At 69.3% G+C, this 23,783-nt stretch carries 24 protein-coding genes and 2 tRNA genes; 9 read left to right on the top strand and 17 right to left on the bottom strand.

The annotated features are described in order from the left end of the window. The 5 genes from AB0E69_RS28545 to AB0E69_RS28525 form a co-directional block, all read right to left on the bottom strand. A complete protein-coding gene (locus AB0E69_RS28545; protein ID WP_360152627.1) occupies nt 1-1,008 on the bottom strand; it encodes a sugar phosphate isomerase/epimerase family protein in 1,008 nt (335 codons plus the stop codon). A gap of 10 nt (nt 1,009-1,018) precedes the next feature. Next, nucleotides 1,019-2,110: a Gfo/Idh/MocA family oxidoreductase gene (locus AB0E69_RS28540; protein ID WP_360152624.1), complete on the bottom strand. Its 1,092-nt coding sequence runs from the start codon at nt 2,108-2,110 to the stop codon at nt 1,019-1,021. A gap of 133 nt (nt 2,111-2,243) precedes the next feature. Next, the gene (locus tag AB0E69_RS28535; RefSeq protein ID WP_360152621.1) at nt 2,244-4,013 is read right to left on the bottom strand and encodes a hypothetical protein; all 1,770 of its coding nucleotides are present in this window, start codon (nt 4,011-4,013) and stop codon (nt 2,244-2,246) included. Nucleotides 4,014-4,098: 85 nt separating this feature from the next. Continuing rightward, complete coding sequence (locus tag AB0E69_RS28530; protein ID WP_360152618.1) at nt 4,099-4,740, bottom strand: response regulator transcription factor; 642 nt, start codon at nt 4,738-4,740, stop codon at nt 4,099-4,101. After that, a complete protein-coding gene (locus AB0E69_RS28525) occupies nt 4,737-6,773 on the bottom strand; it encodes a sensor histidine kinase (protein ID WP_360152615.1) in 2,037 nt (678 codons plus the stop codon). Before AB0E69_RS28525 ends, AB0E69_RS28530 begins: the two co-directional genes overlap by 4 nt. A gap of 168 nt (nt 6,774-6,941) precedes the next feature. Here AB0E69_RS28525 and AB0E69_RS28520 point away from each other — a divergent pair, with 168 nt between their 5' ends. Further along, nucleotides 6,942-7,670, top strand: coding sequence for a hypothetical protein (locus AB0E69_RS28520; RefSeq protein WP_360152612.1), 729 nt, complete (start codon nt 6,942-6,944; stop codon nt 7,668-7,670). On the opposite strand, the gene AB0E69_RS28515 is transcribed toward AB0E69_RS28520, so the two are convergent. Genes AB0E69_RS28515 through AB0E69_RS28505 form a run of 3 tightly spaced genes read right to left on the bottom strand, consistent with a single transcriptional unit; the run spans nt 7,654 to nt 10,345 of the window. After that, nucleotides 7,654-8,562 carry an aminoglycoside phosphotransferase family protein gene (locus AB0E69_RS28515; RefSeq protein ID WP_360152609.1) on the bottom strand — a complete coding sequence of 303 codons (909 nt, stop codon included), beginning with the start codon at nt 8,560-8,562 and terminating at the stop codon, nt 7,654-7,656. The genes AB0E69_RS28520 and AB0E69_RS28515 overlap by 17 nt on opposite strands. Then, nucleotides 8,553-9,557, bottom strand: a complete 1,005-nt coding sequence (locus tag AB0E69_RS28510; protein ID WP_360152606.1) for an NAD(P)H-dependent glycerol-3-phosphate dehydrogenase — start codon at nt 9,555-9,557, stop codon at nt 8,553-8,555. The genes AB0E69_RS28515 and AB0E69_RS28510 overlap by 10 nt, the downstream gene beginning before the upstream one ends. After that, nucleotides 9,554-10,345, bottom strand: coding sequence for a lysophospholipid acyltransferase family protein (locus tag AB0E69_RS28505; protein WP_360152603.1), 792 nt, complete (start codon nt 10,343-10,345; stop codon nt 9,554-9,556). Before AB0E69_RS28505 ends, AB0E69_RS28510 begins: the two co-directional genes overlap by 4 nt. A 16-nt stretch (nt 10,346-10,361) precedes the next feature. Between AB0E69_RS28505 and cofC the strand changes: the two genes are divergently transcribed. Next, entirely contained in the window at nt 10,362-11,033 is a 672-nt protein-coding gene (cofC, locus tag AB0E69_RS28500; protein ID WP_360152600.1) for a 2-phospho-L-lactate guanylyltransferase, read from the top strand. Between the two features lies 1 nt (nt 11,034). Beyond that, entirely contained in the window at nt 11,035-11,241 is a 207-nt protein-coding gene (locus AB0E69_RS28495; protein WP_360152598.1) for a hypothetical protein, read from the top strand. A gap of 87 nt (nt 11,242-11,328) precedes the next feature. On the opposite strand, the gene AB0E69_RS28490 is transcribed toward AB0E69_RS28495, so the two are convergent. The 4 genes from AB0E69_RS28490 to leuC all read right to left on the bottom strand — a co-directional run bounded on the left by AB0E69_RS28490 (nt 11,329) and on the right by leuC (nt 15,502). Next, the gene (locus AB0E69_RS28490) at nt 11,329-11,889 is read right to left on the bottom strand and encodes an HU family DNA-binding protein (protein ID WP_360152595.1); all 561 of its coding nucleotides are present in this window, start codon (nt 11,887-11,889) and stop codon (nt 11,329-11,331) included. 158 nt (nt 11,890-12,047) lie between these two features. Beyond that, complete coding sequence (gene corA, locus AB0E69_RS28485) at nt 12,048-13,211, bottom strand: magnesium/cobalt transporter CorA (RefSeq protein ID WP_360152592.1); 1,164 nt, start codon at nt 13,209-13,211, stop codon at nt 12,048-12,050. 252 nt (nt 13,212-13,463) lie between these two features. Further along, a complete protein-coding gene (gene leuD, locus AB0E69_RS28480) occupies nt 13,464-14,063 on the bottom strand; it encodes a 3-isopropylmalate dehydratase small subunit (RefSeq protein ID WP_360152589.1) in 600 nt (199 codons plus the stop codon). A gap of 14 nt (nt 14,064-14,077) precedes the next feature. Beyond that, nucleotides 14,078-15,502, bottom strand: a complete 1,425-nt coding sequence (gene leuC, locus AB0E69_RS28475) for a 3-isopropylmalate dehydratase large subunit (RefSeq protein WP_360152586.1) — start codon at nt 15,500-15,502, stop codon at nt 14,078-14,080. Nucleotides 15,503-15,611: 109 nt separating this feature from the next. Between leuC and AB0E69_RS28470 the strand changes: the two genes are divergently transcribed. The 4 genes from AB0E69_RS28470 to AB0E69_RS28455 are packed head-to-tail and all read left to right on the top strand — an operon-like array spanning nt 15,612 to nt 18,619. Further along, nucleotides 15,612-16,331 (top strand): IclR family transcriptional regulator, encoded by a 720-nt coding sequence (locus tag AB0E69_RS28470; RefSeq protein WP_130387568.1) that lies wholly within the window; start codon nt 15,612-15,614, stop codon nt 16,329-16,331. A gap of 58 nt (nt 16,332-16,389) precedes the next feature. Beyond that, on the top strand, nt 16,390-16,959 hold the full coding sequence (locus tag AB0E69_RS28465; RefSeq protein WP_360152583.1) for an HdeD family acid-resistance protein: 570 nt from the start codon (nt 16,390-16,392) through the stop codon (nt 16,957-16,959). 45 nt (nt 16,960-17,004) lie between these two features. Then, entirely contained in the window at nt 17,005-17,799 is a 795-nt protein-coding gene (locus AB0E69_RS28460; protein ID WP_360152580.1) for an alpha/beta hydrolase, read from the top strand. Between the two features lie 4 nt (nt 17,800-17,803). Continuing rightward, nucleotides 17,804-18,619 (top strand): helix-turn-helix domain-containing protein, encoded by an 816-nt coding sequence (locus tag AB0E69_RS28455; protein ID WP_360152577.1) that lies wholly within the window; start codon nt 17,804-17,806, stop codon nt 18,617-18,619. 56 nt (nt 18,620-18,675) lie between these two features. On the opposite strand, the gene AB0E69_RS28450 is transcribed toward AB0E69_RS28455, so the two are convergent. From AB0E69_RS28450 to AB0E69_RS28430, 5 genes are all read right to left on the bottom strand, one after another. Continuing rightward, nucleotides 18,676-18,751 (bottom strand) — tRNA-Glu (locus AB0E69_RS28450). 78 nt (nt 18,752-18,829) lie between these two features. Further along, nucleotides 18,830-18,901 (bottom strand) — tRNA-Gln (locus AB0E69_RS28445). A 117-nt stretch (nt 18,902-19,018) separates the two neighbouring features. Continuing rightward, nucleotides 19,019-19,909: a type II CAAX endopeptidase family protein gene (locus tag AB0E69_RS28440; protein ID WP_360152574.1), complete on the bottom strand. Its 891-nt coding sequence runs from the start codon at nt 19,907-19,909 to the stop codon at nt 19,019-19,021. 2 nt (nt 19,910-19,911) lie between these two features. Beyond that, nucleotides 19,912-21,432 carry a glutamate--tRNA ligase gene (gene gltX / locus AB0E69_RS28435; RefSeq protein ID WP_360152571.1) on the bottom strand — a complete coding sequence of 507 codons (1,521 nt, stop codon included), beginning with the start codon at nt 21,430-21,432 and terminating at the stop codon, nt 19,912-19,914. Further along, a complete protein-coding gene (locus AB0E69_RS28430) occupies nt 21,425-22,213 on the bottom strand; it encodes a fumarylacetoacetate hydrolase family protein (protein WP_360152568.1) in 789 nt (262 codons plus the stop codon). The genes gltX and AB0E69_RS28430 overlap by 8 nt, the downstream gene beginning before the upstream one ends. A 41-nt stretch (nt 22,214-22,254) precedes the next feature. On the opposite strand from AB0E69_RS28430, the gene AB0E69_RS28425 reads away from it, so the two are divergent. Together AB0E69_RS28425 and AB0E69_RS28420 are read left to right on the top strand one after the other, a co-directional pair. Continuing rightward, entirely contained in the window at nt 22,255-22,737 is a 483-nt protein-coding gene (locus AB0E69_RS28425) for a GNAT family N-acetyltransferase (protein WP_360152565.1), read from the top strand. Then, entirely contained in the window at nt 22,734-23,594 is an 861-nt protein-coding gene (locus tag AB0E69_RS28420) for a 3-methyladenine DNA glycosylase (RefSeq protein ID WP_360152562.1), read from the top strand. Before AB0E69_RS28425 ends, AB0E69_RS28420 begins: the two co-directional genes overlap by 4 nt. Nucleotides 23,595-23,783: the final 189 nt, after the last annotated feature.

Raw genomic sequence — 23,783 nt, 5'->3', positions numbered from 1 at the left:
CTACTTGTCGGTGGCGAAGGCGGCGTCGAAGGCTGCGGCTGGCTTGTCGAAGGCGAGGGCTCGGATGACGTTGACCGCCTCCGCCGCGCCGACCTTGCGCTCCATGCCGGCGTCTTCCCACTCGACCGAGATCGGGCCGTCGTAGCCGATCGCGTTCAGTACGCGGAAGCAGTCCTCCCACTGCACGTCGCCATGGCCGGTCGAGTAGAAGTCCCAGCCGCGCCGCGGGTCACCCCAGGGCAGGTGCGAGCCGAGCCGGCCGTTGCGGCCGCCGCCCACCCGCATCCGGGTGTCCTTGCAGTCCACGTGGTAGATCCGGTCCTTGAAGTCCCACAGGAACGCGACCGGGTCGATGTCCTGCCAGACCATGTGCGACGGGTCCCAGTTCAGCCCGAATGCCTCGCGGTGGCCGATCGCCTCCATGGTCAGCGTGGTGGTCCAGTAGTCGTACGCGATCTCCGACGGGTGGACCTCGTGCGCGAACCGGACGCCCTCCTCGTCGAACACGTCGAGGATCGGGTTCCACCGGTCCGCGAAGTCGCGGTACCCGGCCTCGATCCGCTCCGCGGGCACCGGCGGGAACATCGCGACGTACTGCCAGATCGACGAGCCGGTGAAGCCGATGACCGTGTTCACCCCGAGCTTCTTGGCCGCGCGGGCGGTGTTCTTCAGGTCCTCGGCCGCGCGCTGCCGGACGCCCTCACCGTCGCCGTCGCCCCAGATCCGGGACGGCACGATCGCCTGGTGCCGGAAATCGATCGGGTTGTCGCAGACCGCCTGGCCGACCAGGTGGTTGGAGATCGCGAACACCTGCAGGTCGTACTTCTCCAGGATGTCCTTGCGGCCCTGGACGTACGTGTCGTCGTCGACGGCCTGCTGGACGTCGAAGTGGTCGCCCGAGCAGGCGATCTCCACCCCGTCGTACCCGGCCTCGGCGGCAAACTCGCAGACCTCCTCGAACGGCAGGTCGGCCCACTGACCGGTGAACAGCGTGATCGGGCGTGGCATGGTGAACTCCTCAGTCGTTGTCTACGGTGATCCAGGCTGAGTCCGCCGGGTGCGAGCGCAGTACGGCGTCGACCACGCGGGCGGACCGCGCGCCGGCGGCGAAGTCAGGCAGGCCGTCCGGGTGGTCCCCTAGGACGGCCCGGTAGCTGTCGGCGACGAACGAGTCGAACGCGTCCTGGTACCCCTGCGCATGCCCGGCCGGCAGCCGGTTCACGCGGACCGCGGGCGCGCTCAGCGTGTCGGGGTCGCGGGTCAGCAGCTGCGACGCGTCCCGGCGACCGACCCAGAGGCGGTCCGGGTCCTCCTGGTCGAAGCCGAAGCTCGACTCGGTGCCGGACACCTCGAGGTACAGGCGGTTCTTCCGGCCGGCCGCGACCTGGCTGACGACGACCGTGCCGACCACTCCGGCCACGGTGCGGAACTGTGCGGTGGCCAGGTCCTCGGTGTGTACTGCGACGCCGCCGCGCTCGGAGCGGATCGTGCGCAGCTGCGCGCTGATCGCGGCGATCCGGTCGCCGGTGACGAACTCCATCAGGTCGCACCAGTGCGAGCCGATGTCCGCGAACGTCCGCGACGGTCCGCCGGTCTCGTCGTCCACCCGCCAGTTCTGGTCGTCGACCCCGGCCAGCCAGTCCTGCAGGTACGAGCCGTGCAGGCTGGTGATGATGCCGGCGTCGCCCGCGGCGATGCGGGTGCGAAGCTCGCGGACCATCGGGTGGTAGCGGTACACGAACGGCAAGGCGCCGACCAGCTCGGCTTCCTGCGCGGCGGTGGCCAGCCCGATCGCATCGTGGACGGACGTGGCCAGCGGCTTCTCGCACACGACGTGTTTGCCGGCTTCGAGCGCCTTGAGCGTGACATCGAGGTGCGTGTTGTTCGGCGTACAGACGTGCACGACGTCGATGTCCGCGGCAAGTAGCTCGTCGAGGGTCGCGTACCCACGCTCGGCGCCGGTCGCCTCGGCGGCGGCAGCTGCCTTTGCAGGCGACGAGCCGACCGCGCCCGCCACGGTTGCTCCGGAGACCAGCGCCGACCTGCCGTGCACGCGACCCATGAAGCCGCCACCGACGATCCCGATCCGAAGCTTGCGCGCACTGGACACGTTCCAGGACGCTATGTGACCTGTTTGAACCCTGTCAATCGCCGTCCCACCCCGGCACCGGCTGAGCCGGCGTACCGGTCGTTGCCCTGGGCCACAACCCGGCACAACCCCGGCACAGCGTGGCGCCGCGGCCCTAGCGGTCCGTCGGAGACTCGGTCGTCACGTGTGCGGCCAAGTCGTTCTTGAACTTCAGGAAGTACGCCCGGTCCTCAGCAAAGCGAGTCCGCATCTCTGCGACCTCAGCGGCCGTCAGTGCCCCGCCCGCCGTGGCCTTGGCCAGCAGCGGGTCGCCGGCCGGGAGGGGCAGGTCGAAGTTCCCCAGATCGACCTGGGTCCCGGCCTCGAGCCGCGTGAGCACCTCCTGCCACACCTCGTTGAACGCGAGGTAGTCGGTCGTCCACAGCATCAACTCCTCGACGCTCGGCTCCCGGACTGCCTCGCCGGCAGACCACATGGCGCGATAGGCGTGCAGCGGCGTACCGGCGAGTCGGTCGATCTTCGGCAGAACCGACGTCCCGAGCCGACTCAAGTACATGGATCCCAGCGACCGGATCACGCCGTCGTCGGTCGCGAGCATGGCGTCGACCAGTTGCCCGGCGAACACCTGCGGATCGGCCGCCCTGGGCCAGTCCGCCCCAGCCTTGTCGGCGATCTGCCCACGGGAAATCGCGCGAAGCCAGGTCACCAGGTCGGCCGCGGTCAGGTCCGGCCGCCAGTCACCGGCAACCAGTTGCCAGCCGCCATCAGACTTCACGTTGATCCATCGGAACAGCAGTCCCTGGATGCCGAGCGGCGTCAACTCGACTCCACCGCCGGCGGTCGGGGCGACCAGACCCAGCCGCACGAGCCGGTCGAGCCCGGCGGCGCCTTCGGCAGATGCGCGGACGGCGGCCAACCGCTCGAGTGCCGCCGCCGGCCCGGGGTGGTACAGGTCGAACACCAGCTTGACGAGCTCGCCCCGGGCCGGATCGCTCACGTCGAACAGTGCGGTGCTGACCACATCGGTCCAGATCTCCACGACGTGCTCGGGCTCCGACCACTGGTCCAGTTTCTCGCCGCGGAACACCCGGATCGGCACCGGCCAGAGGAACCCCGCCAGCACCGCCAACCGCCAGGCGTCCTGCACCGCCTGAGGATCCGAGAGCGACGTACCGTCGAGAACCTGTTGTACGACGTCCTCGCCCAGCCGGCCGCCGGACCACGCACCCGTCCGGTCGGCGAGGAACTCGGCCACCTCGATCACCTCGGCCATCAACGACGCCGTCCGGGCCGCCGTGGCCAGCGTCGATGGCAACGAGATCGTGGGCCTCGGAACGACGGCGTCGCCGTACGGCTTCGCCGGGAGCTCCAGCGCCGGCCGCAGGATGGGTCCGACCAGCTCGTTGCGCCGTTCCCACGGCAGCCGGCCGAACCGCGCCGACCACCCCTCACCGTCCGCGCCGGGCGGCGGGTCGAACTTCGCCTCGGTCCGCAACCAGTACTTGCGCAGCCGCAGCGCCCACGTCGCCGGCCGCTCCATCACGTTGCCGGCGTTGCTGGTGGTGAGAACGTCCACCACGTCCTCGGCCTCCTTGCGGAGGGTGTCCTCGCGCTCCGTGGTCAGGCTCATCCGGATAAACGCCGCCAGCAGCGGCACCGTGCGGACCAACGCCTCGCGCACCGGCGCGTCGACCGGGAACGAGAACGGCGCGACCTCGATCACCGTCCGGTACAGCGATGTGTTCGGCCACACCATCACGCCCGGGACGCCCTGTCCCATGTCATCGCGGAGGCCGAACACGTCCTGGACCGGACGACGAGCCTCGAGCAGGTCGCGGATCAGCGCCAGATCCGGGTTGCCCTCGGCACCACTCCGGTCCATCCACTGGACGAAAAGCCGCACGAACTCATCAATCGGATCCACCCCGAAACGCTAACCCCAGCCAGGGCCACCCCTGCGCTGCGAGCCGATCCACGCCCGAGTCGTTGCCCCTGGCCACCACCGGGGCTCAGTGGTCGCCGAGGCCGGCGGAGCGGGCCCGGATGATGGCTTCGGCGCGGCCGGCCACCTGGAGCTTGGCGAAGATGCTGGTGATGTGATTGCCGACGGTCGCCACCGCCAGTCCGAGCCGGCCGGCGATGGCGGCGTTGCCCAGCCCGCCGGCGATCAGGTCCAGCACCTCGCGCTCGCGGGGCGTCAGCTCCGGGAAGGCCGGCTGGTCGGCGCGCGGCCCGGACAGGTACGCGAGCGCCCGGCGAGCGATTCCCGGTCCGAAGATCGCCTCGCCCGCGGCGACCGCGGCGATGGCCCGGATCACGTTGTCCGGCGCCGCACCCTTCAGCACATACCCCTGGGCGCCGGCGCGCATCGCGGCGAATACCGACTCGTCGTCGTCGAACATGGTCAGCATCAGCACGGCCACGTCCGGCGCAACCCGGCCGATCTCGCCGGTCGCGTCGATCCCGGACAGTCCGGGCATCTGGATGTCCATCACCAGCACGTCGGGATGCAGCATCACGGCCGCACGAACCGCCTCCTCGCCGTTGGCCGCCGTACCGATCAACTCGTAGCCGTCATGCGCCGACAGCAGCGCGCCGAGGCCTTCGCGCACGATGCCGTGGTCGTCGGCCACTACGATCCGCAACGTCATGGCCGCACCTCGAGCAGGGCCGGGCCCAACGGCAGTACGACGCTGACCGTGCACCCGGTCCGGTCGTAGCGGAGGTCGCACTCGCCACCCAGCTCGGCTGCCCGTTCGGTGATGGAGGCGAGCCCGACACCCGGTTGCCATTCCGGCCCGTCGTTGAGTCCGTTGTCGCGCACCTCCAGCAGGAGCCGGCCGTGCTCGACCGCAAGCCGGACCTGGGCGGTGGTCGCGCTCGAGTGCCGGATCACGTTCGTCAAAGCCTCCGTGACGATCCGGTACGTCGCGACTTCCACGGCCGCGGGCAGTTCGCCGAGCTCCGGCGGCGCGTCCACCGTAATAGCGAGCGCAGCACCGTCCGTGCGCGGACCCGCGGACACGACGTACGCGCGAAGCGCTCCCACCAGACCGAGCCCGTCCAGCGCGGCCGGCCGCAGCTGGTCCACGAGCCGGCGGATCTCGTCGACCGCCCCGATCGTCAGGTCGCGCAGGCGTGCCAGCAGCACCGAGCTCCGCTCCCGATCGGTGTCGAGCAGGCGTAACGCAGCCTCGGCGTTCAGCACGACCGCGGTCAGCACCGGGCCCAGCCCGTCGTGCAGGTCGCGGCGGATCCGCCGGCGCTCTTCCTCGCGGCCAGTGATGGCTCGTTCCCGAGACTCCCCCAACTGGTCGGCCAGCCGTCTGGCCTGCACCGCCACCGCGAGCGGGGCCGCCAGCAGCGTGAGTACCTGCTCGTCGGCCGGATCGAGCTGCTGTTCGCCCGAACGCAAACCGACGACCAGCTCCCCCAGCCGCTCGGAACCGGAGCTGAGCGCGATCGCATGCCGTGCCGCAGGCAGCTCGCCGTACGCCGACACCTGCTTACCGTCCACCAGGACAGCTGCCGCCGGGAACCGCATCACCCGGCACAAGGCGTCGAGTACGCCGTCCAGCCCGGTGCCGGCGGCTGTGCCGAGCCGGGCGCCGACCTCGACCATCGCTCGCACCGGATCCTGGCGCGCACCGTAGAACGCTCGCTGGATCAGCCGCTGCAACCAGACCCGGACGGGGTTGAAGGCGAGCGCGATCACCACGGTGGCGAGGACCGACGAGTTGAGCGAAACCTGGTGCCGCACGGTGCGGTCCAGGAGGAGGACAAGCGCCAGGTAGCCGGCCACCACCGCGCCGGTGAGGAGGAGGTACAGCACCGATCGCGAGACCACCAGCCGGATGTCGAGCAGCTGGTACCGCAGGATGGCGACTGCGACCGCCACCGGGACGAGCAGGATCGGCAGCACCCCGAGCAGCAGAGACTCCGAGCCGGCCGCGGTCTCGACGGCGAAGCAGCCGACCATCAGGATCGTTGCCAGCAACAACCAGAGGACCTGCCGACGGACTTGTTCGGAGCCGCGACGATAGCGGACCACGACCGCGGCCAAGGCCGACAGGTAGCCGGCCGCGAGGCCGATCGCGCTGGCGTTCTGGAGCCAGACGATCTGCCGGAACCCGGACCAGGCCGGGTACTCCGGAATGCCCAGCTCGGCCGTCAGTCCGCCGGGGGGATCCAGAACCGCGGCGGCCGTCCAGGTGACACCGGTGAAGCAGAGCACCGCGACAACCCACCGCCAGCGCCGGCCCGGCAGGCGGCCGTCAGGGAACAGGACGAGCGACAACGGCAGGAGCGTCGCCAAGGTCCACGTCCAACTGCCGTTCGTGACCGTCGCGAGTCCGCGCCAGAAGGCTCGTGGCTCCCCCAGCCAGGCGAGCACGCTGGTCCCGAGCGCGGTCGCGCCGTAGCACCAGCCGCCGACGAGGAGCGACCAGCCGACCAGGTTCCGTGGCTGCCGGTCCGCGATCGGCCAGCCGGCCAACGCCAGGCATAGCCCGATGAGGGCGTTGCTGACGACGAACAGCTCGACCAGGCGCGCCCAGCTCAGCCCGGACTCCGTTGCGGCGACGACGGTGATCACTGCGCCCAGCAACGTCGTACCGAGCACACCGAGAGCCACCGATCGCAGTCGACGATCGGTCCTACCGGCCACCTCCGGATCGGCCTTCACGAGCCCATCATCAGACCTCGAACCCACAGGCGGATAGGGGTCTGGCCCCAGAGCACCCAGGAAGGTCTCCGGCGCGGGTGTGAGCCGCGAACCTGCCGTCTGGGGCCGGGCCGGCCGGACGCTGAGATCTCCAGCGCTGACGGCAGCGCACTCGCGAAGGAGTTGCTCATGTCCACCACCGCCTCCCAGACTGGCAAGACAGGCAGGACCGAACGGAAACCGCGGGACGTGCGAGGATTCTGGCGGGTCCTGCTCGCTGTGATCGCTCCGGTGCCGATCCTGCTGCAGGGGATCGTCTACCTGATCAGCCCGGTCGGCGGCAACGCGCCGTTCGACGAGACCGTCGCGGCGGTCACAGCGCACGAGGGCCGGTTCGAGCTCATGCAGTGGCTGCAGGTGCCCTGGTTCCTGCTGATCCCGGCGAGCTTCGCCGTCGCGTGGGTGACGCGCCGGCGAGTGCCGCGACTGTCCACCGTCGGAGCCATCGTCACCATGGGAGGTCTGGGAGCCGGGCTGTTCCTGCTGGGTGGTCCGGTGACGCCGGAGTACCTGACGGTCCACGAAGGGCTTGACCCGGCCACGATGGAGAAGGTGAGGTCGTCGATGGACAGCCTGCCGATCTTCGCCGTCGGAAGCCTGCTCTTCATCCTCGCCATCACGATCGGCCTGTTGCTGCAGGGCATCGCGCTGGCGCGCAGCCGGGTCGCGCCGATCTGGATGGGGATCGCCCTCGCCGTCGGTGGCTTCACCCACCCGCTCATGCCGGGCCACGTCGCCGCCGGCATCGGGCTGGTGGTCACCGCGGTCGGCTTCGCCGGAGCCAGCTTCGCCCTGTTGCGCACCCCCAACGACGCGTTCGACCTGCCGCCCGAGAGCCTTGCTAGGCGATCCAGCTGAGGGCGAGTTCGTCGCACAGGGCGATGAACCGGTCGAGCTCGCTGCCGCCGCGAGCTCGACCGAAGCCGTGGCGGCGGCCCCAGAAGGCAGCCTGGACCAGGTTCAGGTAGGCCCAGCGGCGGATGCGCTGCGGGTCGATCTCCGCAGTCTCGGCGAAGAGGTCGAGCTCGTGGTTCAACAGACCGATCAGGTCGTCGGCGCCGAGCTGGTGCGCGGCGCGGGCCCGCAGGAACGTGGTCGCGTCGTACGCCGGATCGCCGACGTACCCCTTGGGATCGACGGCCAGCCAGGGCTCGCGGTCCGCGCGGAGGATGTTGCGGGCGTGGAAGTCGCCGTGGATCAGGATCTCCGGCTGGTTGCGGCCGAGCTCGGCGACGACGGCGAGCGCCGCATCCACGACGTACGGCGGCAACGGATGGTCGAGCTCGGCGTCGTCCTTGCGGAGCTCCTCCGCCCACTCGTCGGCCCGATCCGACAGCCGGGGCAGCCCGTCCGGCGCCGGGATCCTCAACCTGCGGTGCAGCTCGCCCGCGATGACGACCACGTCCTCGTCATGCTCCACGAGCGTCATCGGACGCGCTCGCTCGAGCAGCAGGGCGTAGCGGTCGTCGTCGCGTTGGTACAGCTTGACCGCGCCCACACCACCCCACGCCTCGAAGGCGTCCGCCTCGTAGTCGTTGCCTGGATGCGGGAACGAGATCTTCACGACCCGATGCCCTTGGACCGGGATGACGATGCCGACCTCGCCGTGCATCGTGTCGCCGGCGGGGGTGCAGTTCCAGTGGGTCAGGACGTCGGTGGCGATCGCGGGGAGCTCGGCCAGCCAGGCGCGGCCGGCTTCGCCTTCGCGGGCGATGGTGGTTTCGGCGAAGGGCTCCGGGATCAGCCCCAACGTTCTGACTTTGCGCTGCGGGAGACGAGGCTGAAGAGCATGTCCTTCGGGGTCATCTCGCCGGCGACGACCTTGGTGACGTGTTCGGCGATCGGCATCTCGACGTCGTGGTGGTGGGCGAGCTCGGTGATCGACGCGCAGGACTTGACGCCCTCAGCGACCTGCCGGGTCGCGCCGGCGATCTCCGCAACGCTCATGCCCTGGCCGAGCTTCTCGCCGAAGGTCCGGTTCCGCGACAGCGGCGACGAGCACGTCGCGACCAGGTCACCCAGCCCGGCCAGCCCGGAGAACGTGTGCTCGTCCGCGCCCAGCGCCGTACCCAACCGGGCGATCTCGGCCAGGCCGCGCGTGATCACCGAGGCCCGGGCGTTGTCGCCGAAGCCGAGCCCGACCGCCATCCCGACCGCCAGCGCGATCACGTTCTTGCAGGCGCCACCGAGCTCGCACCCGATCACGTCGTTGTTCGTGTACGGGCGGAACGTCGGCGAGTGGCACAGCTTCTGCAACCGGGTCGCGGTCCCCTCGTCCTCGCACGCGACGACCGCCGCCGCCGGCTGTCCCTCGGCGATCTCGCGTGCGAGGTTCGGCCCGGACACGACAGCGATCCGCTCCGGACCGGCACCGGTGAGCTCGGCAATCACCTCGCTCATCCGCTTCGTCGTCCCGAGCTCGACGCCCTTCATCAGGCTGACCAGCGGTACGGCGTTCGGCAGCACGCCCGCCCAGTCCTTCAGGTTGTCCCGCAGCGACTGCGACGGTACGGCGAGCACGACGGCTTCCGCCCCGTCCACCGCCGCGACCGGATCGTGCGTCGCGGTGATCGCATCCGGCAGCCGGAGGCCGGGCAGGTACTCGGGGTTCTCGTGCTGGGTGTTGATCACCTCGCACAACGAGTCCCGCCGGGCCCACACCGACACCTGGTTCCCGGCGTTCGCCAGCACACTGGCAAACGCCGTCCCCCAGGACCCGGCACCGAACACCGCGACTTTGGTCATGCTTTCTCCTCACCCTCGGCGGCTTTCCGGGCCTTGCGCAGGTCGTAGAGCTCCTTGGGCGGGGTCTCGCCGCGCAGCTCGCCGAGGGTGCCGGCGACCCGGGCCATGATCACCTCGGTTGCCTCGTGCAACAGCGCGTTGGTCAGCGGCTTGCCCTGGAACGCACTCAGGTCGACCGGCGCACCGGCCCGGACCTGGATCGTCTTCCGCGGGAACAGCCGGACCTTGAGGCCAGTGCCCTGGTACGAGCGGAACACGTCCTGCGCACCCCAGTTGGCGATCGGGATCACCGGGCAGCCGGTGGTCAACGCGATCCGGGCCGCGCCGGTCTTACCGGTCATCGGCCACAGTTCCGGGTCGCGGGTGATCGTGCCCTCTGGGTAAACGCCCACACACTCACCGCGTTCGACCGCGGCGACCGCGTCCCGGAACGCGTCCGCGGCCTGCGCGGATTCGCGGTACACCGGGATCTGGCCGACGTTGGTGATGATCCTGCCGACCACCGGCAGCTTGAACAGCGACGCCTTTCCGAGGAATCGCGGGATGCGCCGGCACTCCCAGATGAAGTAGCCGAGCACGACCGGGTCCAGGTGCGACACGTGGTTCGGCACGAACACCACGCCCCCGCTCCGGGGCATGTTCTCGGTGCCGCTGAACCGGCACTTGGTGAGCACGATCATCAGCGGTTTGACCACCGCCACGATCACGCCGAACCAGAACCCCCGGGCCGGCCGCGGGTCGCTGCTTGCCACTAACGCCTCCTGGTGCTCGTCGATGCCCTCTGCCATGGGAGAATCCTGCCTGATGGCAGACCTACAGGTCGCTCCCTGGACCCTGGCGATCCCGGTGAAGCGTACGGCGATCGCGAAGAGCCGGCTTGCTCCGGCCTACCCTCAGCACCGTCCCGAGCTGGCCCGTGCGTTCGCTGTCGACACTACTGCGGCCGCCCTGGCCTCTCCGCTGGTGCGCGCCGTCCTGGTGGTCACCGACGACCCACTGGTCGCCGCGGATGTCACCGCCGCCGGTGCGCACGTGGTCCCGGACCTTCCGGCCGCGGGGCTGAACGGAGCCTTGCTGCATGGTGCCACTGTGGCCGCTGCGGAGTTCCCCGGCAACGGGATCGCGGCCCTGTCCGCCGATCTGCCGGCGCTGCGTCCGGCCGAGCTCACCGCCGTACTCGCGGCCTGCACTGCACCCCGCTCGTTCGTCATCGACCAGCCAGGCACCGGTACGACGTTGCTCGCAGCGGCTCCCGGCGTACCGCTGGATCCCCGCTTCGGCGTCGGTTCCGCGTTGGCCCACCAGGCCTCCGGTGCGGTGCCGATCGACCTGGCCGGCATCGAGTCGGTACGGCGAGATGTCGACACCGCGGCCGATCTCGCGCACGCCGTACAGCTCGGCGTGGGTCCGGCCACGGCCGAGGTGATGTCGCTGGTGCTCGGTGCCGCGACGGGTACCGAAGGTCTAGCCTGCTGACATGCAGGCAACCGTGAGCCGCTACGACGGCGAGACGTTCTCCGGCGCTGTGCTGACCGACACCGGGATCGAGCTTCCCTTTACCGTGCACGCGGTCGCGGACACCCCGGTGCGGCACCTGCGGGTCGGGCAACGCGTGCGGATCGAGACCACCGGCTCCGGCGCCGCATTGGCGGTCACGAAAGTGGACTTCGGCACCCAGCTCTAACCGTTGCCCCAGACAAACGCGAAGGCCGGTCATCCCCTGGATGGGGTGACCGGCCTTTGCTGTAGTGCGGTGCCGCAGTGCAGCAGGTCAGCGAGCGGTACGCTTCGCGGCGACCTTCTTGGCGGGGGCCTTCTTGGCCGGCGCCTTCTTGGCCACGGCCTTCACCGGGGTGGCCTTCTTCGCCGGAGCCTTCTTGGCGACGGTCTTGGCCGGGGTGGCCTTCTTGACCGGGGCCTTCTTGGCGACCGTCTTCTTCGCTGCGGCGGTCTTGGTCGCGGCGGCCTTCACCGGAGCGGCCTTCTTGGCCGGGGCAGCTGCCTTGGTGGCAGTCGCGGCCGGCTTCGGCGCCACCAGCTTCGGCAGCTTCTTCGCGCCGGAGACGACGGCCTTCAGCTCCGCACCCGCGCGGAACTTCGGCACCGTGGTCTTCTTGGCGCGCTTGGTCTCACCGGTCCGCGGGTTGCGCACGATGCGCGCCCCACGCTCGATGGCCTCGAAGGCACCGAAACCGGTGATGGCGACCTTGCCACCCTTCTTGGTCAGCTCGCGCTGCACGGTGTCGATCACCGATTCCAGTGCGTGCTGGGCCTGGCGGCGGTTTCCGTCGAAGTGCACTGCGAGCGCTTCGACCAACTGGCTCTTGTTCACTGCTTCCCTCCGTGAACACTAGACGTCGAGCACAGCGCTCGATCTCACAGGAACGTTATGGACTCAAACCGCCATGCACAAACACCAACGCGGCAAATTTGCCTTGTTTTAGGCGATTCGGGCCACAATTTCGCCCGATCGAGGGGAATCGGGCGGTTTCAGAGCCAGCCGCGGCGCTTGAAGATCTGGTGCAGACCGACACAAACCAAGGCCATCAGGCCGATCGCGAAGGGGTATCCGAACTGCCAGTGCAGCTCCGGGATGTTGTCGAAGTTCATCCCGTAGACGGTCCCGATCAGCGTCGGCGCGAACAGGATCGCCGCCCAGGCAGAGATCCGCTTCACCTCTTCGTTCTGCTCGCTGCTCGCGATCGCGAGGCTCTTCATCTCCTCGTTCTGCTGCTGGGCCACCAGGGTCGCGTTCACGGTCAGGATGTCGCGCAGCAGCTCGCGGAAGCCGTCCACCTTCTCCACCACTTCGGTGACGTGGTCGGCCACGTCGCGCAACGAACGTTGCAGCTCCTCGTCGACGCCGTACTTCTCGAAGCCGCCGCGCAGCTGCTCGAGCATCCCCACCAACGGCCGGGTCGCGCGCTGGAACTCGATCACCTCACGGGACAGCTCGTAGATGCGCCGCGACACCTTCGGATCGCCGCGGAACACCTCGGTCTCGATCTCGTCGATGTCGTTCTCCAGACCGGCGACCACCGGTGCGTAACCGTCGACGACCTTGTCCATGATCGCGTAGAGAACGGCTTCCGCGCCGCGGCTGAGGAGCTCCGGATCCCTTTCGACACGGCGCCGTACCGCGGCCAGGTTGGGGGCTTCGGCGTGCCGGACCGTCACCACGAAGTCCGGGCCGACGAACACGTGCACCTCGCCGAACTCGACCTCCTCGGTCGCGTCCCGGTAGCGCGCAGCCTTCAGTACGACGAACAACGTGTCGCCGTACCGCTCCAGCTTCGGTCGCTGGTGGGCTTCGTTGGCGTCCTCGATCGCCAGCTCGTGCAGGTCGAACTCGTGCGCCAGCGACGCGAGCTCGCGGCGGTCCGGCCGGTACAGGCCGATCCAGGCCAGGCTCTGCGGTGCGTTGTGCAGCGCGCCGTACGTCGCGGCGAGCGAGTCGGGCGATGCGACGCGGCGGCCGCCGCAGTAGATCGCGGAGTCGACAACGCTGTGTCCTTTGGGCTTCTGCGGGTCGCGCGGCTGCGGCAGCTCGGCCGGCTCGACGGCCGGTGCGACAGCAGCATGCTTACGGGCAGCGGCACGCAGTGACGGCGTACGGCTGAACGCGCGAAGGGAACGAAGGCGCAGGTCGGACATGAGTCCTCCAGAGGCGGTGGTGCGAAGAGTGAGTGATGAGCACGCACGTCTGCCCGACCGCTACTACTAGAGGAAAAAGCCCCCCACAGGCCGAGCGAGACCGATATGTCTGGAGGGATCGCTGGAGCTGGACATCAGCGTCTCACCTCCTCGGTCTCGCAAGCCTGGTTCTGACAACCCCGCAAGGGTAACACCAGAGTTATCGCCGCCGCCCACCCGAACGTTACGGCGGCGCTAACTCTGCTGGACCTTTCAGGCCTTTGCGGGAAGCGTTGCAGGCTTGAAAGACGGCCGCGTTGCCTCGTACGCGGCGATGTCGTCCTCGTGGGACAAGGTGATGCCGACGTCGTCGAGACCGTTCAGCAAGCGGTACCGGGTGTAGTCGTCGATGTCGAACGGCGCGGACACGTCACCGGCCGAGATCGTCTTGTTCTCCAGGTCGACCGTGACCTTGGTCCCGGGGTCGTTCTCGATCGTGGTCCACAGCCGCTCGACGACGTCCTGCTCCACCAGGGCCGCGAGCAGACCGGCCTTGCCGGAGTTGCCGCGGAAGATGTCGCCGAACCGCGACGAGACGACGACGCGGAACCCGTAGTCGAGCAGCGCCCAGACCGCGTGCTCACGCGACGATCCGGTACCGAAGTCCGGCCCGGCGACGAGCACCGAGACACCGTCGTACTCCGGCTGGTTCAGGACGAACGACGGATCGTTGCGCCAGGCCGCGAACAGCCCGTCCTCGAAGCCGGTCCGGGTGACCCGCTTCAGGTACACGGCCGGGATGATCTGGTCGGTGTCGACGTTGCTGCGGCGCAGCGGAGCCGCCGTACCGATGTGCTGGGTGAAGGCATCCATGGTTGCGTTGCTCCTCAGACGTTCGCGGCGACGGCGACGGGCGGCAGGTCGGCCGGAGCGGCCAGGGTCCCGGTGACGGCGGTCGCGGCGGCAACCAACGGCGACACCAGGTGGGTGCGACCGCCCTTGCCCTGGCGGCCTTCGAAGTTGCGGTTCGACGTCGAGGCGCTGCGCTCGCCCGGGGCCAGCTGGTCCGGGTTCATGCCCAGGCACATCGAGCATCCGGCCCCACGCCACTCGGCGCCGGCGTCCTTGAAGATCGCGTCCAGGCCCTCGGCCTCGGCCTGCAGCCGGACCCGGCCGGAGCCCGGTACGACGAGCATCCGGGTGCCGTCGGCAACCTTCCGGCCGGCCAGCACGCCGGCGGCCGCGCGCAGGTCCTCGATCCGCCCGTTGGTGCAGGAACCCAGGAACACCGTGTCCACGTGGATCTCCCGCATCGGCGTCCCGGCGGTCAGGCCCATGTACTCCAGCGCGCGCTCGGCCGCGACCTTGTCGTTCTCGTTGTCGAAGTCGTCCGGCGACGGGACCGCGGCGGACAGCGGGACGCCCTGGCCCGGGTTCGTGCCCCAGGTGACGAACGGCGCGATGTCCTCGGCCTTCAGCACGACCTCGCGGTCGAAGCTCGCGTCCGCGTCGGTGGCCAGGCTCTTCCAGTACTCGACGGCCGCTTCCCAGTCGACGCCCTGCGGCGCGTGCGGCTTGTCCTGCAGATAGGCGAACGTGGTCTCGTCCGGCGCGATCATGCCGGCCTTGGCGCCCCACTCGATCGACATGTTGCAGATCGTCATCCGGGCTTCCATGCTCAGCGCCCGGATCGCCTCGCCGCGGTACTCGACGATGTAGCCCTGGCCACCGCCGGTGCCGACCTTCGCGATCAGCGACAGCACCAGGTCCTTGGCCGAGACACCGTCCGGCAGCACGCCGTCGACGGTGACGGCCATCGTCTTCGGCCGCGCCTGCATCAGCGTCTGGGTGGCGAGCACGTGCTCGACCTCGCTGGTACCGATGCCGAAGGCAATCGCGCCGAACGCGCCGTGCGTCGAGGTGTGGCTGTCACCGCAGACCACGGTCATCCCGGGCTGGGTCAGGCCCAGTTGCGGGCCGATCACGTGGACGACGCCCTGGTCCGGGTCGCCGAGGGTGTGGATCCGGATGCCGAACTCCTCGGCGTTCTTCCGCAGCGTGTCCACCTGGGTGCGCGACACCGGGTCGGCGATCGGCTTGTCCACGTCGAACGTCGGGACGTTGTGGTCCTCGGTGGCGATCGTCAGGTCCGGGCGCCGGACCGGACGGTTCGCCAGCCGGAGGCCGTCGAACGCCTGTGGACTGGTCACCTCGTGGACCAGATGGAGGTCGATGTAGAGGAGGTCGGGCTCTCCGTCGGCATGGCGCACCACGTGCGCATCCCAGACCTTTTCCGACAACGTCCTACCCATCAGACTCTCCTTTGAGATCAATTCAGTGGGGGTGCTCTCGCTCACAGTGCTCCGGTAGGTCTCACGGAAGCCACTTGCGTTCCACGATTCGAGACGTCAATATCGTCTCATGGACAACTCTAGCGGAGTCGGCGTTCTCGACAAAGCAGCTCTCGTGCTGTCCGCCCTCGAGTCCGGGCCGGCGACCCTGGCCGGCCTGGTGGCGGCGACGGGCCTGGCGCGGCCGACCGCGCACCGGCTGGCGGTGGCGCTGGAGCACCACCGGCTGGTCGGCCGGGACATGCAGGGACGCTTCGTGCTCGGTCCGCGACTGAGCGAGTTGGCCTCCGCGGCTGGTGAGGACCGGCTGCTCGCGACCGCCGGCCCGGTGCTGGCGCGACTGCGCGACATCACCGGTGAGTCCGCCCAACTCTTCCGCCGTCAGGGTGAGTACAGGGTCTGTGTCGCGGCTGCTGAGCGCCCGTCCGGTCTGCGCGACACTGTGCCCGTCGGCAGTCAGCTGACCATGGCCGCCGGGTCGGCTGCCCAAATACTGCTTGCCTGGGAGGACCCGGAGCGGATGCACCGCGGCCTCCACAACGCATCGTTCAATGCGGCAGCGCTGGCCGGCGTACGGCGTCGCGGCTGGGCCCACTCGGTCGGCGAACGCGAGCAGGGCGTCGCATCCGTCTCCGCGCCGGTCCGCTCCCCCAGCGGCAAGGTCATCGCGGCTGTGTCGGTGTCCGGCCCGATCGAACGCCTCTCCCGCCAGCCCGGCCGCATGCACGCCCCCGCCGTGATGGCCGCCGCCGAGCGACTGTCGGAAGCTTTGCGTCGCGCCTCTGAGTAGTTGTCACGTCGCTCTGCTGGGACCACCATGAGGTGAGCAACCTCGAGGGAGGTCTGACATGGAGCGGGACTGGCTGACTGTTGGATGGAAGATGCTGCTCGTGCGCGGCGCGATCGGCATCGTCTTCGGCATCCTCGCGATCGTCTGGCCGATCTCCACGGCGATCGCGCTCGCGCTGCTGTGGGGGTTCTGGGCGCTGACCGACGGCATCGGGTCGATCGTGCAGGCGTTCCGGCCCGAGTCACGCGGCAGCCGGCTGTGGCTGGTCACGCTCGGCGTGATCGCGTTGATCGCGGCGTTCTTCGCGATCACCAGCCCCGGGATGACCGCGACGACGCTGACCTGGATCCTCGGCATCTGGCTGATCATCCGGGGGGTGTTCGAGCTGGCCGGAGCGTTCCTCAGTCAGCAGACGACGCCGCGCTGGCTGCTGGTGCTCAACGGGCTGCTGTCGATCCTGCTCGGCGTCCTGTTCGAGGCGAAGCCCGGTGCCGGTGCGGTGACCATCGCCGTACTGCTCGGCGTCACCGCGTTGGTGTGGGGCGTCGTGCTGGTCGCGGTGGGGTTGTCAGTACGGCGCACGTTGCACGGTGGCGGCCCGGCTCACATCACTCCGTCGCCGGCCTGACATTCGTCCAAGACGCACGCCCGGCGGGCTCGTAGCGTCGCCCGCATGATCGATCGCGAGCTCTCCCACGGCATGCGGGTGGTGCACGACGGTTCGCCGGCCGCGGCGCCGTTGCTGCTCATTCATGGTTCAGGGGCGTCCAGCGCGACCTGGAGCCCCGTGGTCGAGGCCCTCGCCGAGCGGCACCACGTCATCCGGGTCGATCTGCCCGGGTGCGGTCAGTCCCCGCCCGCTTCGTCGTACGGCGTACCCGATCAGGCGCACCGGGTGGCCGGCCTGCTCGACGACCTCGGGCTGCGCAACATTCCCGTGGCCGGGCACTCCAGCGGCGGCTGGGTCGCCACCTCGCTGGCCGAACAACGCCCCGAACTGGTGGCGTCGCTGATGCTGATCAGTACCGCTACGGGCTTGGACGCGCTGCAGCCGCAACCACTGATCCTGCGCACGCTACTGGCTCCGCCGCTCGGCCCGTTGCTCTGGCCCCGGCGGTCGGACGTCATGATCCGCAAGGGAATCCGCGCGACCATGGTTCGGCCGGTAGACATCCCGGACGACGCGGTCGCCGACCTGAAGAACATCACGTACCGCACGTTCCGGAAGGTCCTGGCGGGCAACGGTGCGTACGTCCGCGAGCGGAGTACCCCAGAGCGCCTCGCGCGCCTCGGCCTCCCCACGCTGGTCGTCTTCGGCGCGGCCGACCCGCGGTACTACCCGGCATCGGCACAGCGGTACGCCGGGGTGCGGAACACCCGGCTGGAAATGCTGGCCGGTGTCGGGCACGTACCGATGTTCGAGGCGCCGGAGGCGACCGCCAAGCTCCTGCTGGACTACCTAGACTGATCACGTGCTGGCACCCAGCTGGTCCTGGTCGGACGTGGACGTCGCCGTACCGCGCGGGGCTGCTCGCCTGCCGGGGATCAGGATGGCGGGGTTCGGAGTCCGTACCTCCGCGCGGGTGGACATCGCGATGGTCGCGCACCCGTCGATCACTCTGCTCTTCGACCTGAGTACGGCCGGGGGCATCGAGTGCGATGCCGGGCAGCTGCGTGGCAGTTTCGTGGCCGGGCTGCTTCCGGGCCCGCTTCGAGCCGGCGGATGGAGCGGCGAGTGCCTGCAGATCCGCCTGTCGCCGGTCGTGGCGTCCGCGATGTTCGGCGCGGCCGCCGAGCTCACCGGAACAGTGGCTGCCATGGACGACATCTGGGGCGGCGACGCTATGCGGCTGGAAGAGCAGCTTCGCGCGGCCCGGACGTGGGACGAACGGTTCGCGATCGCGAGCGCGGAGCTCACCCGGCGGCTGGACGCGCGACCGCCGATCGATCCGGAGGTCGCCCACACCTGGCGGCGGACAGTCATCAGTCGAGGCCGGGTGCGGGTGGACGGCCTGGCCTGCGACGTGGGCTGGAGCCGGCAACGGCTGTGGTCGCGCTTCCGGTCCCAGCTCGGGCTCACCCCCAAGCGCGCCGCGCAGCTGGTGCGTGTCGACCACGCCGCACACCTTCTCGCCGTTGGGCACGCCCCCGCCGGAGTCGCCGCGGAGAGCGGGTACGTCGACCAGTCCCACCTGAACCGCGAGGTCAAAACCATCACCGGCATCACGCCCGCGGCGGTGGCCACCGCACCGTGGCTCGCGATCGACGACATCGCCTGGCCGGCCTGATCCACTGTCTCCGGAACGACAAAGCCGGACCCACATCGCTGTGGATCCGGCTGCTCTGGTAGCCCCGACGGGATTCGAACCCGCGCTACCGCCTTGAGAGGGCGGCGTGCTAGGCCGCTACACAACGGGGCCAGAGGTGCGTCGACCGGCTCTGACGAGCCGGGCAACGAGAGTGAACTCTACCGATTTCCATCGGTGCGGTCCAATCCGCTGGGGTACTAGGACTCGAACCTAGACTAACTGAACCAGAATCAGACGGGCTGCCAATTACCCCATACCCCAAAGGCATTTCACTGAGCTGAGAGTTTGTTTCCGCCCTCACCAACCCGGCTCGGAGAGCTTACCCGAGCCACCCTCCGGACACCAAAACGGCCCGGCTCCGGCGGGTTGTCACTCCCGTCACACGGGACTCGTCTGTACGTCGGAAGTGAGGCCGAGCCGGCGCGCCAGCCAGAGCGCGACCGCGCCGAACGCCACGAACTTCACCACGTCGACGGTCACCAGCGACCAGGGCGCGTCCTTCACCCCCAGGCTCGCACCGACCGTGTCGGTCAGCGCCGCGAAGACGAACGTCACCACATTGTTGGCCGCATGGGCCGCGATCGACGCCTCCAGCCCGCCGGTCCGGATCACCAGGTACGCCGCGACGAGGCCGAACACGAACCGGTCGACGAACAGCGCCGGGCTCTGCCACGGCCAGATCCCGTGCGCCATCGTGAACAGCACGGTGGTGACCAGGATCGCGATCACTGCGCTCCGCACCAGCGCACCCATCGCCTGCAGCAGGTAGCCGCGGAAGAAGTACTCCTCCCCCGCCGCCTGGAACGACGACGTCAGCAGCGTGACCACGATCACCGCGACCGCGTCCGGCGCCATCCCGCCGCCATGCCGCTCGCCGGTCGCGAGGCCGACGTCGCCGAATTGGATCACGGCGAGCATCAGCAGCTCGAGCGCGAACGCCGCCACCGCGAACCAGAGCAGCGGCTTCCACCGCAACCGCCCGGCCACCGAGGACAACAGCCCCGGGGCCTGCCGGTTGAGCTTCTGCGCGACCAGCATGCACAGCGGAATCAGCACGATCAGCGTCAGGTTCGTCGCCAGCAGCCCGAGCCACGAGACCGTGCCCTCAGGGTCCTTCCGGATGCCCATCTGGACGCTGAGGATGACCAGGCTGGCGATCATCCAGCCGGTCAGGATCGCGAACGCCCCGATGACGACGAACCAGGTCGGCGCCTCCGGGACTCGGAGCAGCCGCAGGTAGTCCCGGCGCGACTCCACTGGTGCTGCCACGGTCACGCCGTACGACGGGCTTGCTCGAGCCGGTGCAGCGACTTGTCCCGGCCGAGCAGCTCGAGCGACTCGAACAGCGGCGGCGAGATCCGACGACCGGAGATCGCCACCCGCACCGGACCGAAGGCGTTCCGCGGCTTCAGCCCGAGCCCGTCGATCAGCGCCTCGCGCAACGCGGTCTCGATCGCCGCGGTGTTCCACTCGACGTCTGACAGCGCCTTGATCGACGCGTCGAGGACAGCGTCGGCGTCGCCGCTTAGACCCTTCGCGGCCGCGTCCGGGTCGATCGAGAACGCCTCCTCGTCGACGAACAGGAAGCCGACCATCTCGACCGACTCCGAGAACGAGTTGATCCGCTCCTGCACCAGCGGCACCGTTGCCCGGAGCAGCGCGAGCTGCTCGTCCGACGGCTCGGCCGGCAGCAGCCCTTCCTTCGCCAGGAACGGGATCATCCGCTGCGCGAACTCTTCGGGCGGGATCATCCGCATGTGCGCGGCGTTGATCGCCTCGCACTTCTTCGGGTCGAAGCGGGCCGCGTTCGCGTTCACCTTGCGGATGTCGAAGGCCTCGATCATCTCCGCCATCGTGAAGACGTCGCGGTCGTCGGCGATCGACCAGCCGAGCAGGGCCAGGTAGTTCAGCAGGCCCTCGGGCAGGAAGCCGCGCGCCATGTACTCGCCGAGGCCGGCGCCCGGGTCGCGCTTGGACAGCTTCTTGTTGCCCTCGGTCCCCATCACGAACGGCAGGTGACCGAACCGCGGGGTCCGGCCGCTGCCGACGCCGATGCCGGCGAGCGCTTCGTAGAGGGCGATCTGCCGCGGGGTCGACGGGAGCAGGTCCTCGCCGCGCAGGACGTGGGTGATCTCCATCAGCGCGTCGTCGACCGGGTTCACCAGCGGGTAGAGCGGGTAGCCGTTCGCCCGGACCAGCACGTAGTCGCCGAGGTTCTCCGGGAGGAACGTGATCTCGCCGCGGACCAGGTCGTCGAACACGATCGGGCGGTCCGGCATCCGGAGCCGGACGACGGGTCGCCGGCCTTCCTCGACGTACGCCTGGACCTGCTGGGCCGTGAGCGTGCGGCAGTGGCCGTCGTACCCGCTGTGCTGGCCTGCGGTACGTGCGGCCTCGCGGCGCTGGTCGAGCTCCTCCTGCGAGCAGTAGCAGTGGTACGCCTTGCTTGCCGCGAGGAGCTTCTCGACGACGTCCCCGTAGATGTCCATCCGCTCGGACTGCTTGTACGGGCCGTACTCGCCGCCGATGTCCGGGCCTTCGTCCCACGTCAGGCCGAGCCACTGCAGCGACTCGAGCGTGTAGTGGTAACCCTCGTCGGTGTTCCGTGCGGTGTCGGTGTCCTCGATCCGGAGCACCAGCTTGCCGCCGTAGTGCCGGGCGAAGGCCCAGTTGAACAGCGCGCTCCGGATGTTGCCGACGGTCAGCAGGCCGGTCGGCGACGGTGGGAAGCGCACCCGCACCTGGTTCGGATCCAGGTCGCCCAGCACGTCGTTCTCAGCCCGGTCAGTCACGCACGATCACCTTGTTCGTCAGAGTTCCGATTCCTTCGACGCTGACCGCGACCTCGTCGCCGGGCAGCATCGGACCGACCCCCGCCGGGGTGCCGGTGAGCACCACGTCGCCGGGCAGCAGCGTGGTGAAGGAGGTGATGTAGGCCAGCACCTCCGGGATGCCGAAGATGAACTGGCTGGTCCGCCCGTCCTGCTTGGGCTCGCCGTTCACCTCGGTGCTGACCCGCAGGTCCGCAACGTCGAGCTCGGTGCTGATCCACGGGCCGAGCGGGCAGAACGTGTCGTACCCCTTCGCCCGGGCCCACTGCCCGTCGCTCTTCTGCAGGTCGCGCGCGGTCACGTCGTTCGCGATCGTGTAGCCGAAGATCACCTCGTCGACCCGCTCCTTGGGCAGGTCGCGGCAGATCCGGCCGATCACGATCGCCAGCTCGCCCTCGAAGTGCAGGTCGTTGGTCTGCTCCGGGTACACGATGCCGTCGCGCGGGCCGATCACGCTGGTGTTCGGCTTCAGGAAGATCAGCGGTTCCTTGGGGATCTCGTTGCCGAGCTCGGCGGCGTGGGCCGCGTAGTTCCGGCCGACGCAGACCACCTTGCTGCGCGGGATCACCGGCGCGAGCAGCCGGACGTCGGCCAACTGCAGCTTCTCCCCGGTGAACTGGACCGGCCGGTAGAGCGGATCCGAGTCGAGCACGTTGACGGTGCCGGTCAGCCCCTCGGGGTCGTCGGTCTCGACGACGCCGTACTTCGGTTCGTCGTCCACGGAGAATCTGGCGATACGCACGGAGCGAGCCTACCGGTGCGACGGAATGACATTATTGCGCGGTGACGTATGAGATCCGCTTGGCTGTTCCTTCGGAGTACGACGCGGTCGGTGAGGTGACCGTGGACGCGTACTCCGCCGACGGTTTCGTGCGCGGTCAGTACGCGACGACGCTGCGTGCGGCCGCGGACCGGGCCGCCAAGGCCGAGCTGTGGGTCGCCGCTTCTGCTGACGGTCTGCTCGGCACAGTCACGTACTGCCCCGTCGGCTCCGTCTATCGAGAGATCGCGCTCGACGACGAGGGCGAGTTCCGCATGCTCGGGGTGGTTGGACGGGCGCGCGGCCTGGGCGTCGGTACGGCGTTGGTGGAGCGCTGCCTCGACCGCGCCCGGTCGGAGGGGCATCGCCGCATGGTCATGTGCAGCGCGACGTACATGACCGGCGCCCACCGCATCTACGAACGCCTCGGCTTCACCCGGCTCCCGGATCGTGACTGGGCCCCGATCCCCGGCGTCGACCTGTGGGCGTTCGCCCTGGACCTATGAAGACGCTGACGGTTGCCGAGTGGACGACGTACGCCGCCGCGCACGAGGCCCGCGTCGACGAGCTCCTGGCCGGCCACCTGGCTCGGAAGGCCTGCGGCGAGAAGCACCCGGTGGAGGACTTCCTCTTCACCTACTACTCCACCCGCCCCAACCAACTCCGCCTTTGGCACCCCGGCCCTGGGGTCGGGTTGGCGGACGCATCGTCGTACGCCGACCGCCGCGGCTACCTGTATGTCGACGGAGTCGCCTACCTCGACCCGGCCGAAATCGCCCGCCGCACTGACACCATCAACTGGGTCCGCGCCCTGCTGACCTCTACGTTGAGCCGCCCCGCCCAGTTCGGCTGCTTCGGCCTGCACGAATGGGCGATGGTCTACCGAACCACCGACGTCCGCCACTCCACTTGGCCCCTACGCCTCGGCACCGCCGGCACCGACCAGGTCGTGGAGTCTCACAAGATCACCTGCACCCACTACGACGCCTTCCGCTTCTTCACCACTCCCGCGCGCGACCTCAACATCCTCCAGCCCACGCGAGAATCCCAACCGCGCTTGGAACAAGGCGGCTGCCTCCACGCGAACATGGACCTCTACAAGTGGGCGTCGAAGCTCATCCCCTTCACGCCCGGCTCGCTGCTGCTGGACTGCTTCGAACTGGCCCGGGACATCCGCACCCTCGACATGCGCGCCTCCCCCTACGACCTGGCCCCGCTCGGCTACACCCCGGTCCGCATCGAAACCCCCGAAGGCAAAGCCGAATACACAGCCGCCCAACGCACCTTCGCAACCCGCTCCAAACCCCTCCGCCACCGACTCGCCAACCTCTGCGACCAACTGCTGGCAACTGCCACCATGTGACGGTGCCAGAACACCTCATCCCTCGCCTCATCCGCCGATCAGAGCCGCTGATGAGAGCCGGTCAATGGGGGCTGCTGCCTGCCGTTTGGGGCGGCTGGCAGCCCGGAAACACTCCTGTGCTGGCCACGTTGGGCTCCGATGGCCTACTCAGGCTGCTTCCATTCATTAGCCCAGGACCACTCCAGCCGA

It is taken from the genome of Kribbella sp. NPDC026611, from assembly GCF_040638345.1.
In the GTDB taxonomy this organism is placed as follows: domain Bacteria; phylum Actinomycetota; class Actinomycetes; order Propionibacteriales; family Kribbellaceae; genus Kribbella.
The sequence above is the reverse complement of the archived record's forward strand: the minus strand, read 5'-3'. Positions and strand labels throughout refer to the sequence as shown.

Bases quoted from the DNA above. Each gene is read 5' to 3' on its own strand.
- AB0E69_RS28465 (WP_360152583.1), top strand. From the start codon at position 16,390: ATGGAGCGGGACTGGCTGACTGTTGGATGGAAGATGCTGCTCGTGCGC.
- AB0E69_RS28460 (WP_360152580.1), top strand. From the start codon at position 17,005: ATGATCGATCGCGAGCTCTCCCACGGCATGCGGGTGGTGCACGACGGT.
- AB0E69_RS28530 (WP_360152618.1), bottom strand. From the start codon at position 4,740: ATGACGTTGCGGATCGTAGTGGCCGACGACCACGGCATCGTGCGCGAA.
- cofC (WP_360152600.1), top strand. From the start codon at position 10,362: ATGGCAGACCTACAGGTCGCTCCCTGGACCCTGGCGATCCCGGTGAAG.
- AB0E69_RS28545 (WP_360152627.1), bottom strand. From the start codon at position 1,008: ATGCCACGCCCGATCACGCTGTTCACCGGTCAGTGGGCCGACCTGCCG.
- AB0E69_RS28420 (WP_360152562.1), top strand. From the start codon at position 22,734: ATGAAGACGCTGACGGTTGCCGAGTGGACGACGTACGCCGCCGCGCAC.
- leuD (WP_360152589.1), bottom strand. From the start codon at position 14,063: ATGGATGCCTTCACCCAGCACATCGGTACGGCGGCTCCGCTGCGCCGC.
- AB0E69_RS28470 (WP_130387568.1), top strand. From the start codon at position 15,612: ATGGACAACTCTAGCGGAGTCGGCGTTCTCGACAAAGCAGCTCTCGTG.
- corA (WP_360152592.1), bottom strand. From the start codon at position 13,211: ATGTCCGACCTGCGCCTTCGTTCCCTTCGCGCGTTCAGCCGTACGCCG.
- AB0E69_RS28510 (WP_360152606.1), bottom strand. From the start codon at position 9,557: ATGACCAAAGTCGCGGTGTTCGGTGCCGGGTCCTGGGGGACGGCGTTT.
- leuC (WP_360152586.1), bottom strand. From the start codon at position 15,502: ATGGGTAGGACGTTGTCGGAAAAGGTCTGGGATGCGCACGTGGTGCGC.
- AB0E69_RS28520 (WP_360152612.1), top strand. From the start codon at position 6,942: ATGTCCACCACCGCCTCCCAGACTGGCAAGACAGGCAGGACCGAACGG.
- AB0E69_RS28495 (WP_360152598.1), top strand. From the start codon at position 11,035: ATGCAGGCAACCGTGAGCCGCTACGACGGCGAGACGTTCTCCGGCGCT.
- AB0E69_RS28505 (WP_360152603.1), bottom strand. From the start codon at position 10,345: ATGGCAGAGGGCATCGACGAGCACCAGGAGGCGTTAGTGGCAAGCAGC.